This window comes from Streptomyces sp. NP-1717, from assembly GCF_022695985.1.
Classification (GTDB): domain Bacteria; phylum Actinomycetota; class Actinomycetes; order Streptomycetales; family Streptomycetaceae; genus Streptomyces.
Genome location: NZ_JAAPBF010000067.1, coordinates 1 through 11,444, shown reverse-complemented (window position 1 = coordinate 11,444; position 11,444 = coordinate 1). Strand labels below are relative to the sequence as shown.

The window sequence follows — 11,444 nt, the reverse complement described above, 5'->3', positions numbered from 1 at the left end:
TGGTGAAGGCCGTGCTCGTCCTTCACCACGCATCAGCGTGAGGTCGGAGAACGCTCAGGGGTTCGTACGGTCCGAAGCCTCGTGTGTCACAGCAGCACCACGCCGGCCACGACCGCCGCCGCTCCGAGAAGCAGCGCCACGATGCCGCAGGTGATGTCGAGGGTGCCGGAACGGTCTTCGGCATCGAGGTCCGGGGTGAAGACGGCGGGGTCGTCGGGGTCGTAGTGGACCGTGACGTTCCGGCCGTAGGAGTTCGTGGGGTCGGGCAGTTGGTCGGCGCAGTAGGCGGTGACGGTCGTGTCCTCGTGGGTGGTGAAGGAGATGACGGGCGTGTGGCTGGTCGTGGTGTCGCCGTCGCCGTCGATGCTGGTATCGGTCAGCACGGCGATGACGCGGCCCGGAACAGGAGGCCGGGAGGTCAGCGCGTCGATACGGCGGTTCACCACGCGTGCGTTCGGGGGCATGTACCACACTCCGGACAGGGTCCAGGGTATGCCGAAGCCGATCAGGGCCCACGGCCAGCCCCAGCGGATCGCCAGGTGGGCCACCAGTCCGGCGTAGACCAGGAAGAGCGCGAAGTTCGGCCACCCGAGCCCGCGCCGGCCCGCCCGGAGGTCGCCGACGAACCGGTAGGCGTGCGGTCTTCCGGGTGGGTAGCGGATCCCGATCTCCCGGCCCGTCCAGGCCACCGTGATCCTCTCCCCGTGGTCGTCGTCGTTCGTCACGGTGAACTCCTCACCGGTGGAGGGGTCCTGGAAGGAGACGACCACGGGTATCCCGTCGCGCTGGGAACTGCCGTGCCTGGGTTCCCTGACCCGCTCGATCCGCCCCAGGACCCGGACCGCCCGTTGCGCCGGGGTCATCCCGGCCAGCGACCGGGCGTACCCGACCAGCGCGACGGCGCCGAACACCGCGCACCACAGCGCCAGACAGCCCTCCAGGCCCATGTGTCCCGCCCTTCTTCCTTTTCCTCAGTGGGGATGTGGCCGACGCGGCGTCCGGTCAGCGCGCCGGGGTACGCCGCACCACCTCGCCGTCCCCGTCCGCCTCCAGCCAGGACGTTCCCCGGGTACCCGTCACACCGATCCGCACGGTGAGCGAGCCGGTGAGGCGTTCGACGGTGAGCTGCCAGGTCTGCGGGGTGCCGACATCCGGGCTGCTCCTCGCCTCCTCGACGAGGGCGGGGAAACGGTCGTACGGCAGGGAGTCCGGGTCGAACGCCGGGGCTTGCGAGCCGGTGGGCGCGTACACGATCGACAGCAGCCGATCCTGTACGACGACGGTGAGCGCACCGCGCGCGTCCGTTCCCCTGGTGAGAGTGGCGACGGCCTCGCGCAGCTCGCCCTTGTCGAGGAACGAACGGTCCGGGCCGAGGGTGACCGTACCGGAGGCCGACGTCCTCACTGTGGTCGGGGGAGAGGAAGGAGACGACGGCGGCGGCGGCGGCTGTGCGGGCGCGTCCTCGTCGAACAGGTCGGCGCGGAACAGCAGGACCACGCCGGCCGCGGCCAGCAGCAGGGCGAGCAGCCTGACGAAGCCGACGGCGGAGACCTCCGGGGGCTCGCTCTCCAGGGCCGGCCCCGGAGCCGAGTCGACGCGGGCACCGGCGGCCCGCTCCTCCCACTCCGGCGTCGGCCGCTTCACGATCCTCACCCGCCACGGGTTCTCCGGCGGGTACCGGACCACCACGACACCGCCCCGCCGGTAGTCACGCAGGTCCGCGACGTTGATGTCCTGCGTGAACGCGACGCGGTACGCCGGGCCGTCGTCGTCCGGCGCGACCGTCAGGTCGAACCGCACCGCCACGTCGGTGGTCCCCTCGCCCCCGACCGCCTCCATGCTCTCGACCACCGCGAGCGCCGTGCGGGGCGCGATCGCCGCCTCCCGGGCGCGCCTCGGCGCACCCGCAAGGAAGAAGACCAGGCCGTACGCCGCGGGCAGAGCCAGGCCGGTGACGAGCAGCGGCACGCTCTCGATGACGGCGCCGACGACGAGGGCGGCCGGCGACGCCCCGATCACACCACCCGTCAGGAGTCCCCGGGCGAGGTCGGCGGGCGTGTTCCGCGCGGGAGGCGCGGCGCCCCTGGTGGTCGTCGGCATGCGGTTCCGGCCTCACTTGAGTCCCGAGTGGGCCAGGCCCTCGACGAACTGGCGCTGGGCGATGACGAAGACGATCAGTACCGGCAGGACGGTCATGGTCGCGGCCGCCAGTTGGGTGTTCCACATGTCGCCCCCGTAGGCGTCGGTGAACCGGGTGAGTGCCTGCGGCAGCGTGAACAGCTCCGGCGAGGTGAGATAGACGGTGGGTTCCAGGTAGAGGTTCCACGAGGTGAGGAACGTCAGGATCGCGACCGCGGACAGCGCCGGCCTGGCCAGTGGCAGGAAGATCCGCCACCAGATCGCGGGGCGGCCGAGGCCGTCCAGCCGGCCCGCCTCCTCCAGTTCGGCCGGAAGGGCGATGAAGAACTGCCGCATGATGAAGGTGGCCAGGACGCACGGTCCGGCCAGTGCGGTGACCAGGATCAACGGCCAGTGCGTGTTGATCATCCCGGCTTGTCTGAACATCTGGAACAGGGGCACGATCGTCACCTCGCTGGGCACCAGCAGGCCGGCCAGCACCACCAGGAAGACAGCGTTCGCGCCGGGGAAGCGGATCCGGGCGAAGGCGTACCCCGCGAGGCTGGAGACCAGCAGCGTGATCACGGTGACCAGGACGGCGATGTAGACGCTGTTCGCGTACTGCCGGGCGAACGGCTGGAAGCTGAACGCCTCGGTGTACGCGGACAGCGTGGGGTCGGCGGTCCACAGGGACGGCGGAGCCTTGAAGATCTCGGGCAGCGGCTTCACCGAAGCCGCCACCATCCAGACGGTCGGCACCACGAACGGGATCGCCAGGACGCCGAGCGCCGTCACCAGGAACGCCCGCCGGAGGACGGAACGCGGCTTACTCCTCATGGAACACCCACTTACGGCGCAACTGCCACTGCACCAATGTCAGCAGCATGACGAAGGACAGCAGCATCAGGGCCAGCGTCGAGCCGTAGCCGATGTGGTTGAACTCGAAGGCCTGCTGGAAGACGTAGTAGACGAGCACGGTGGTGCTCAACTCCGGTCCGCCGCCGGTCAGTACGGCGATCTGCGCGAACGACTGCAACGCTCCGACGACGGTGATGATCGCGGTCAGCAGCACCGTGGGCGAGATGAGCGGCAGGGTGATCCGGGTGAAGATCACCCTGCTCCCCGCGCCGTCGATCCGGGCGGCTTCGTACAGATGTGTCGGCACTCCCTGCAAGGCGGCCAGGAAGAGCACCATGTTGACGCCGACGCTTCGGATCACCTGCGTGATGATCACCGACAGCATCGCGGTGTCGCCGTCCTGGAGCCAGTTCGGCCCCTTGATGCCGACAGCGCCGAGAAGCCCGTTGACGCCGCCGTTGTCCTGGAGCAGGAAGCCCCAGACCAGGGTCCACGCCACCACGGAGACGACGACCGGGGAGAAGAACAGGGTGCGGAAGAACGTCGCGCCGCGGAAGCGCCGGTTCAGCAGTACGGCGAGCAGCAGTCCCAGGCTGATGTTCAGGACCACGACCCCGCCGCAGAAGACGGCGGTCGCCCCCAGCACCGATGCCAGTTGCGGGTCGTCGGCCAGGGCCGCGTAGTTGCCGGCGCCGACGAAGGTCTGTTCGCCGGTGAAGACGTTCCAGTCGTTGAGGCTGTACCAGATCGCCAGGCCGACCGGGATCAGTACGAACAGCACGACTCCGGCGAGCTGCGGCGTGATGAACAGATAGCCGGCGAGCACATCTCTGCGCCGGGTCGTCCAGAACGGCGGTCCGGAGGTCTCCCGGACCGCTGCCGGCGCCAGGGAGAGGTCCGGTGTCCTCGTACGGGCCCTCGTGCGGCTCTTCGCGAGGGTCTTCGTGAGGCCGGTCATGGTCACTTGGCCAGGATCGGTTCGATCGCGGTGCAGACCGACTTCAGCACGGCGGGGATGTCGGCGTCGGCCTTCCACATCGCGTCCAGAGCGGTCTTGCCCTTCTGGGCGATCTCGGCCGGACTGGTGTGGTTGGGCAGGGTGACGGCGTCGGGCAGCTGGTCGACCACGGCTTCCTGGAGTTGCGCGGCGGTCAGCACCTTGGTGTCGGCGGCGAGCCTCGCGCCGGTGAGCAGAGACTTGCGCGGCGGCGGGAAGAACCGCGCCAGCTTCTGCGAGTTCGCCGGATTCGTCAGGTAGGCGAGGAAGTCCGTTGCCTGGGTCTTGTGCTTGCCCGCGGCCAGAACGCCCACGCCGGCCTGGCCGATGACGGAGTACCGCCCCGCCGGGCCCGCCGGCAGCGGGTACAGGGCGTACTCGAACTTGTCGGTGAGCAGCGAGGCGCGGGAGACCTGGGCCACGGTGAAGGCGGCGTCACCGGCGAAGAAGTCGGCGGTCGTGCCGGGGCCGGGCATGGCCTTGGACTTGAAAGCGGCGTCGTGCAGGAAGGTGAACGCCCGCCGCATCTCGGGGTCGGCGAAGGTGCAGGTCTTGCCGTCCGGGCTCCACGCGGCGGCGCCGAAGCCGGTCCACACCGTGGCCAGCATGTTCCACGACTTGTAGTCGAAGTCCCGGACGACGAAACCGCCCTTTCCGGTGTCCGCGTGGACGGCCGCACCGGCGGCGGCGACCTGGTCCCACGTCAGGGCCTTCGGGTCGATCTTCTGCCCGGCCTCCGCCAGCAGGTCGGTGTTCACGTACAGCGCGAACGGCGAGGTCGAGAACGGGTAGGCGTACAGCGTGCCGTCCCGGCTGAACTCCTTGGTCGCGCTGTCCTCCAGGTCGTCGTACCCCCAGCCGTCGGTCGCCTTCAGCTCGTCGGTCAGCCCCACCAGCGCGTCGGCGGCGATCAGGTCCGTCGACAGATCACCCATCCAGGCCAGGTCGGGAGCGTTGCCGCCGGCTATCTGCGTGGTCAGGGTGGTGTTGTAGTCCTCGAAGGGCAGGCTCTCGAACGTGATCGCGGAGACCTCGGGGTGCTCGGCGCGGTAAGCGGCGGCGATCGTCTCGAACAGCCTGAGCTGGTCCTCGTTCGAGGTCCAGACCGTCATCCGCAGCTTGACGTCCGTGGCCTTTGACTCCCCGGCCCCGTCGGTGGACGCGCCGCAGGCGGCTGTCATCGTCAGCGCCGTCGTCAGCGCGACCGCGCCGAGCAGCTTTCTTGCTCTGTTCATGGTGTGGGTCTTTCCTGCTCTCGGCGCGCTGCGCCTCAGTTGGCTAATAGCCGGCGATGTGCGGCCAGTGGAGTTCGATCCCGGCCGCGGTCAACCTGCCCTGGAGTCGGTCGACGAGGTCCTCGTCGGTCGCGATCTGCCGCGGGCTCAGGCCGAGTTCGAGGCAGTACGCGACGAGTTCCCCGGCCGATTCACCGACGTTCCACTCGACCGGATGCAGCCGGTAGGCGCCGTTGCTGATGTGGGTGGTACCGATGTTCTTGGCGGCCGGCACCAGGTTCTGGGTGGCCACCGGGACCAGCGCGCCGAGCGGTATCTCGAACGGCGCGCACTCGACGTCGATGTAGTTGTCGCCGCCGGTGGAGGGATGCAGATCGATCCGGTACATCCCCACCCCGACCGAGCCGTCGAACCGGGCCGGTCCGGCGTCCCCGCGGGCCTTGACCGAGATGTCCTGCTCGCGGACGGTGGTGAGTGCCCTGATCCGCCGGGACTCGCGTATGTACGGGGCCTGCGCGAACCCGTCGGCGGTGCCGACCAGATCACCGCGCAGCCGCAGTCCGGGCCAGCCGCGGCCACCGTCCGGACGAGGTGCTTCGGTCTGGAGCCAGTACACGTAGGCGCGGGACTGTGCCTTGGCGGCGTCCAGGTGGAGCTGCCGGTCGTCGGTGTCGATGATCGAGCCGCTGACGTAGTCCAGTTGGGGCCAGTTGGCCAGCACGATGTCACTGTCGTAGAAGCCGTCGGCGAAGTTCTGCCGGGCGGCGATCCGCCGGAACTGCCACAGATCCCGGTCGCCCGCGTCGAATCGGGGGTCCCCGGTGGCGTCGCCGGCGGGGTTGACGTTCATGGTCCGTTCCTCCGGCAGGAGGGTGCGGGGGTCGGGCGCGGTGAAGGACAGCATCGGCGCACCCCAGAAGGGCAGTTCGAACGAGCGCCAGAAGTCGTAGTCGTCCGGCCTGGCGATGGTGTGGTCACCCGCGACGTGATCGAAGGCGAAACACCACGCGATGGACTGCACATTGGCCGGATCGGCCGCCTCGGGAGCACTCGGCTCCCCGGTGTCGAACCGCCCCTCGGCACCCACGACGTACTCGGTCCCGGTCAGCGGCAGCAGATCGCCGGTCTCGGTCCCGTCCAGGACGTACTCGGCGCTGATCACGGTCTCGGCCCCGGTGCGCGGGTCGGCGACGGTGACGGTACGGACCGTCGCGTCGCTCGCCTCGGCCGCGACGGGTACCGCGGGGTGCAGGACGGTGAGGCGTCCGGTCGACCGGTACGGCGCGAGCAGGGCGGTGATCACCGCGTCGGCCACCCGCGGTTCGTGGCACAGCCTGCTCACCCGGCCACGGCCCGGGTTGAGTTCCCGGTCGGCGCGCGCGGCGGCCGTCAGTGGGTAGTGATCGCGGTAGTAGCGGCGGATGCCCTCCCGCAGCGCGCGGTAGCGCGCCGTGACGCCGAACCGCTCCACCCAGATGTGCTCGTCGGGCGGCACGGCCTGCGAGGTGAGCTGCCCGCCGAGCCAGGCGTACTCCTCGGTCAGCACCACACGGCGGCCGTGTTGCAGCAGCGCCAGCGCCGCGGCGACGGAGCCGAGTCCGCCGCCGATGATCGCGACCTCGGCGGTGATCCTGTCGGTCATGACGGCGCGTCCGTTCGCCCGACGATCGTGTCCCCCGGCTCGACCTCGGCGACCAGCAGCCGCTCCCGGTCAAGACCGGTCCACTCCTGCGGGGCCGTGGTGATCAGAAGCTGGAGGAGATCGAGTGCCTCGGCCGCCAGCTGCTGCCTGGGGACGTGGAAGCCGGCCAGGGACCGGCCCTCCACGCGATGGCCGCGTACCTCACCGAGTGCGGCGAGCGAGATCTCGTCCGGTACGGCGACTCCGGCGCCGAACAGCGCGTACGCGACATCCTCCGCCAGGAACGCGTCCTCCGCGATGATCAAGGTGGCCCCGGTCGCCCGCGCCAGTCGGGGCAGCTCGCCTATCCGCTCCTCGCCGACCAGCAGGAAGGCCAGCCTGCCCGCCGCCGAGGCACCCTCGACGGTGTCGCGCCGGTCCCGGGCGGTCGGCGAGTCACGGCCGCGGTGGATGTACAGCGCCTGCTGGTGCCCGCCGGCCGCCGCCTGATCGATCAGCGCGGTGGTCGGGGTGATGTAGTCGATCGCCACGTACGGCACCGCGGCGGCGGTCTCGTCCCGGCGGCCGATCGCGACGAACGGGAACTGCTCGGCGACCAGCCGTTCCAGCTCGGACGCGACCATCTGCTGACCGAGCAGGACGCAGCCGTCGGTCAGCCGCAGCCGGGTCTTGCGGTGGAAGAGGCTGCGCGTGCCGTTCTCGACCGGTGAGGAGGTGAAGAACAGCAGGTCGCAGCCGATCTGCTCGGCGGCTCGCTCGATCCCGTTCAGCAGCGGACCGTAGAAGTCCATGCTCTCGGGGGACAAGGCCGCCTCGTAGGTGAAGACGCCGATGATCTGGTTGTCCAGGCCGGCGAGCCGGCGGGCCGCGGGATCCGCGACGTACGACAGCTGCTCGATGGCCTCCTTCACCCGCGCCCGGGTGGCCTCGGGGACCCGCACGTTCGAGTCGTCGCGGTCGTTCAACACCACCGACACCGTGGTCTGACTGACGCCTGCCAGCTCTGCGATCTCGCGCTGCGTGACACGGCGAGGTCTCGGCGACATCGCTCCTCCATTTGATAATGCCTAACTTCATCTGCTGGCCGTGACCGTAACGCACGAGGGATTGACAAGGCAAGAGTCCGTTGACACCAAGGTAGCGACCTGGAAACGTGTCGTTCACCAAGTTGAAAATAGGCATTATCAGCCTGCGCCGCCAAGCGCTGGACAGGAGCGGACGATGGTCTCCGAAGGCTTCTCCCGACCCACCCTCAACCGCCGTGGCTTCCTCGGCGCGGCCCTCGCCGCCGGCGTCGTGCTCGTCGCCGAGCCGGCCCCGACCACCGCGCACGCCGCGGCCGGCGATGTCACCCTGACCGCCGGTGGCATCAGCCTGCTGGCCGGTGCGGGCGGCAGGCTCGCCATCCGTGACGCCGGTGGCGTCACCCGGTCGGCCGGTTCGAAGTTCCAGGTCAAGGACAGTGTCACCGGCATCCATGTGTCCACCGGCGGCACCCCGGCGCTGAGCGCGCTCCCGGACGGGACGCCGGCGATCCGGATGGACTACACGTTCGACGCCGCCGCCGGAGCGACCGCCGTCACCGGCTGGTTCAGCGTCGGCACCTCCCATGCCGTGCTGGAGTGGCACGTCACGGGGGCGGCCACGCTGGTCCCGGACGGCTTCCTGTTCAGCCGGGCGATCCAGGCGCCGACCACGCCCGACGACTACGCCGCGATCACCGAATGGGTCCGCGACACCGGCGGGGGCATCCCGTACGAGAGCACCCTCGGCGTCGCGCACACCTCCGCCTGGGGGACCACGCTGCACGGCCTGTTCCTGCTGGAGCGGTCCCGCCAGGCATGGACGAACGCGACCTGGGTGCACGCGCCGGGTGTCGCCGACCCCGCCGGAGGCTGGACCAGCCGGGCCGACTTCTTCTTCTCCGAGACCCGGCCGTCAGCCACCGCCACCATCGGCCGGGGCCGCGAACTCGGCCTCGAACTCACCACGAACCGGGACTTCAACCTGTACGAGTCGGCCGGCGAGCAGATGGCACTCACCGCCCTCGTCGCCAACGGCGGCGCGGCCAGAACGGTCGAACTGGAACTGTGGGTGCGCGGCTTCGACGGCGCCCTGCTGGCCGAGACGACCACGACCGGCAGCGTCGCCGCGGCCGCCACCTGGCAGCACACCTTCACCCTGACCGCCCCGGCCGGCGGGATCGCACTGGCCGAAGTCGTCGTCAGATCCGGTGACGACGAGGCGTTCGCCCGGACCAATCTCGCGGTCCTGCCGTCATACGACTACCAGGCCGGCACCGACAGCATGTTCGCCGTCGCCAACTACCCGTGGCTGCGACGGCCGAGCGACGACGCGGTGCTGGACCTCTGGCAGAAGGCCGGCATCAGCCTGGTCCGGATCGCCTACGACGGCGGCCCCGGGCTGCCGCCCGCCGCCTTCGACGCCCGCGGCATGCGGCACAACATCGAACTCCAGCCGTCGCTGGACGTCACCGACGCCCAGGCGGCCACCTGGGCCGCCGAAAAGCTGGCGGTGGCGGTCGGTGCGGGCGCCGGGTACTTCGAGGTCGGCAACGAGCTGAACAGACCGTTCAACACCGGCGAAGCCGCGCAGGCATACCTGGACAAGGCACTACGGCCGGTTTTCGACCGGCGGGCGGCCACCGGCGACACCATCAAGCTGATGAACAACGGCCTGGCCGGCATGGACAAGCCATGGGTGGAGAACTTCATCGCGGCGGGCGGCTGGGACATGATCGACGCCTTCGCCTACCACCCGGGACGCGGCAACTTCACCCCGGACTACATACCGCCGGGCGACGACTGGACCACCGGCGGCAACGGCACCTACTGGAACTTCTACGGCGGCCTGCGCCAACTGAAGGCACTCATGGCCGAGCACGGCGAGAAGGAGATCTGGCTGACCGAGGCGTACGCCCCCACCAAGCCCAACAGCTGGTGGCACGACACCTACCGGCATGCCGCCGAGAACGTACTGCTGACCCTCGCACTGGCCAAGGCCGAGGGGATCCGGGCCGTGTGCTGGTACCAGTTCCACGACAGCGTGCTCGGCATGCCGCAGGTCGCCGACCCGGACAACGCCGAGTACCACTACGGTCTGATGAACCGCGACCTCAGCCCGAAGCCGTCACTCCTGGCGTACGCGACCGCGGCCCGCACGCTCGACCGGGCCACCTTCCGGGGCCGGCTGACCTTCGCCGACCCGCGGACGTCCGGCTTGTGGTTCGACACACCCGGCGGCCCCGCGGTCGTGCTGTGGAATCGGGCCGACGGCTACCTGCTGAACACCGCCGGCCCGCGCACCGACTGGCACTTCCCCGCCCCCGAGGTATGGACCGACCCTTGGCCGACCAAGACCACGGTCGTGGTCGCCGCCACGACCGCCGTACAGGAGGTGGACGCGGTCGGCCAGGTCCGGCGGATCCCGGTCACCGGCGGCAAGGTGACGCTGACACTCGACGGCGCGCCCCGGATCTACCACGGCCTCGCGCCCAGGACGGACGGTCAGGGCCACCACACCCTGTCGCGGGCGGCCCGTTCGCGACGCCCCGGCGAACCTCGAACCGACGGTCACCGCTGACACCAGGGACGGGAGACCTCTTCGACCCCGGCGACACGATCCGCCCGCCCCCGGACGAACTCTCCGACGTCTGCCGTCCGCCCTTCGACCAGTCCGACACGGTGGATCGGATCAGGCCGGAGCCGGCGTGCCGGGGCGGGTCGGCGCGTTCGCGGGCGTCTGTGCGGCGGGAGTCGTTCCTGCCACGCTGGAAGCCGGGGACACCGCTTGCTCGGCAGCCCTGACGGACCGGATGGATCGGATGGATCGGCGAGGGACAGTGGGGGCAACCGATGCCAGGCTTCTTGACGGACTTACCGACCTTCTGGGCCTTCGCGGCGGTCTGGGCGGGCGCTTTCACGATCTTCATGGCGTTCTCGCTGGTCCGGCTCCGCCATGTGCTCCGGCGCGACCGGCAGGCCATCGGACGCTTCTTCGAGACCGGTGTCGCCAAGCCCGTTCTCGCCATGTATCACCTCGAAGGAGAGCGGGCCGCGACACAGGCCGGGATGCTGCTGCTCTCCGCCGGGCCCTCCTCCCACGGCCGGCGCCGGGCGGCGCGGAAAACACGGCCGGAGACGCACCCCCTGCTGGCGTCCCTGCAAACGGCCGTCGACCAGGCCGGAGGAAGCGGCTCTCTGGAGGAGGTGCGAGCATCGCCCCGCTTCCCGGGCTTCCGCTCCGAGCTGCGGCGGACAGCACGGCGCGCCCTCCCCGTTCGCCGGACGCGCGATGTGCCCGGAAAGAGGGAAGGGTGGGCGGCGGTGTGGGGTCTGTTCGCCGTCCTCGTCCTCGGCATCGGTTTCTACGCCCGCCTGCCGGACGCGAGCGGGCTCTGGTTCGTGATCGCCCTGGCTGTACATGTGCCGGTGGCGGTCTGGCTTGTGATGGCGGACGCGAGGCGGGGACCGGATCAGTGGCCCGAGTTCGACGCGCTGTGCGAGCGCTGCGTCGCCGAGGCGGGGGTTCGCGTGGCTGAGCCGGGGCGGATCGCCGGTACGGGCTCCGCGGC

9 protein-coding genes are annotated in these 11,444 nt (G+C 70.2%); 2 read left to right on the top strand and 7 right to left on the bottom strand.

Annotated features, from left to right (window positions below; genetic code table 11):
• Positions 1 to 86: 86 nt before the first annotated feature.
• Genes GXP76_RS16355 through GXP76_RS16325 form a run of 7 tightly spaced genes read right to left on the bottom strand, consistent with a single transcriptional unit; the run spans position 87 to position 7,896 of the window.
• The gene (locus GXP76_RS16355; protein WP_242572253.1) at positions 87 to 947 is read right to left on the bottom strand and encodes a DUF3592 domain-containing protein; all 861 of its coding nucleotides are present in this window, start codon (positions 945 to 947) and stop codon (positions 87 to 89) included.
• A gap of 55 nt (positions 948 to 1,002) precedes the next feature.
• Entirely contained in the window at positions 1,003 to 2,100 is a 1,098-nt protein-coding gene (locus GXP76_RS16350) for a DUF3592 domain-containing protein (protein ID WP_242572252.1), read from the bottom strand.
• A gap of 12 nt (positions 2,101 to 2,112) precedes the next feature.
• Positions 2,113 to 2,955: a carbohydrate ABC transporter permease gene (locus GXP76_RS16345; RefSeq protein WP_242572251.1), complete on the bottom strand. Its 843-nt coding sequence runs from the start codon at positions 2,953 to 2,955 to the stop codon at positions 2,113 to 2,115.
• Positions 2,945 to 3,934 carry a carbohydrate ABC transporter permease gene (locus tag GXP76_RS16340; protein WP_277993451.1) on the bottom strand — a complete coding sequence of 330 codons (990 nt, stop codon included), beginning with the start codon at positions 3,932 to 3,934 and terminating at the stop codon, positions 2,945 to 2,947. Before GXP76_RS16340 ends, GXP76_RS16345 begins: the two co-directional genes overlap by 11 nt.
• 2 nt (positions 3,935 to 3,936) lie before the next feature.
• Positions 3,937 to 5,208, bottom strand: coding sequence for an ABC transporter substrate-binding protein (locus tag GXP76_RS16335; RefSeq protein ID WP_242572249.1), 1,272 nt, complete (start codon positions 5,206 to 5,208; stop codon positions 3,937 to 3,939).
• A 43-nt stretch (positions 5,209 to 5,251) separates the two neighbouring features.
• Positions 5,252 to 6,850 carry an FAD-dependent oxidoreductase gene (locus GXP76_RS16330; RefSeq protein ID WP_242572248.1) on the bottom strand — a complete coding sequence of 533 codons (1,599 nt, stop codon included), beginning with the start codon at positions 6,848 to 6,850 and terminating at the stop codon, positions 5,252 to 5,254.
• Entirely contained in the window at positions 6,847 to 7,896 is a 1,050-nt protein-coding gene (locus GXP76_RS16325; protein WP_242572247.1) for a LacI family DNA-binding transcriptional regulator, read from the bottom strand. The genes GXP76_RS16330 and GXP76_RS16325 overlap by 4 nt, the downstream gene beginning before the upstream one ends.
• Before the next feature lie 175 nt (positions 7,897 to 8,071).
• Between GXP76_RS16325 and GXP76_RS16320 the strand changes: the two genes are divergently transcribed.
• Complete coding sequence (locus GXP76_RS16320; RefSeq protein ID WP_242572246.1) at positions 8,072 to 10,453, top strand: hypothetical protein; 2,382 nt, start codon at positions 8,072 to 8,074, stop codon at positions 10,451 to 10,453.
• Positions 10,454 to 10,737: 284 nt separating this feature from the next.
• Positions 10,738 to 11,444: hypothetical protein (locus tag GXP76_RS16315; RefSeq protein WP_242572245.1), on the top strand; the 707-nt coding region annotated here is incomplete at its 3' end.

What these genes read in the sequence shown, in the direction of transcription:
- GXP76_RS16355 (WP_242572253.1), bottom strand. Translation starts at nt 947, where the DNA reads ATGGGCCTGGAGGGCTGTCTGGCGCTGTGGTGCGCGGTGTTCGGCGCC.
- GXP76_RS16350 (WP_242572252.1), bottom strand. Translation starts at nt 2,100, where the DNA reads ATGCCGACGACCACCAGGGGCGCCGCGCCTCCCGCGCGGAACACGCCC.
- GXP76_RS16345 (WP_242572251.1), bottom strand. Translation starts at nt 2,955, where the DNA reads ATGAGGAGTAAGCCGCGTTCCGTCCTCCGGCGGGCGTTCCTGGTGACG.
- GXP76_RS16340 (WP_277993451.1), bottom strand. Translation starts at nt 3,934, where the DNA reads ATGACCGGCCTCACGAAGACCCTCGCGAAGAGCCGCACGAGGGCCCGT.
- GXP76_RS16335 (WP_242572249.1), bottom strand. Translation starts at nt 5,208, where the DNA reads ATGAACAGAGCAAGAAAGCTGCTCGGCGCGGTCGCGCTGACGACGGCG.
- GXP76_RS16330 (WP_242572248.1), bottom strand. Translation starts at nt 6,850, where the DNA reads ATGACCGACAGGATCACCGCCGAGGTCGCGATCATCGGCGGCGGACTC.
- GXP76_RS16325 (WP_242572247.1), bottom strand. Translation starts at nt 7,896, where the DNA reads ATGTCGCCGAGACCTCGCCGTGTCACGCAGCGCGAGATCGCAGAGCTG.
- GXP76_RS16320 (WP_242572246.1), top strand. Translation starts at nt 8,072, where the DNA reads ATGGTCTCCGAAGGCTTCTCCCGACCCACCCTCAACCGCCGTGGCTTC.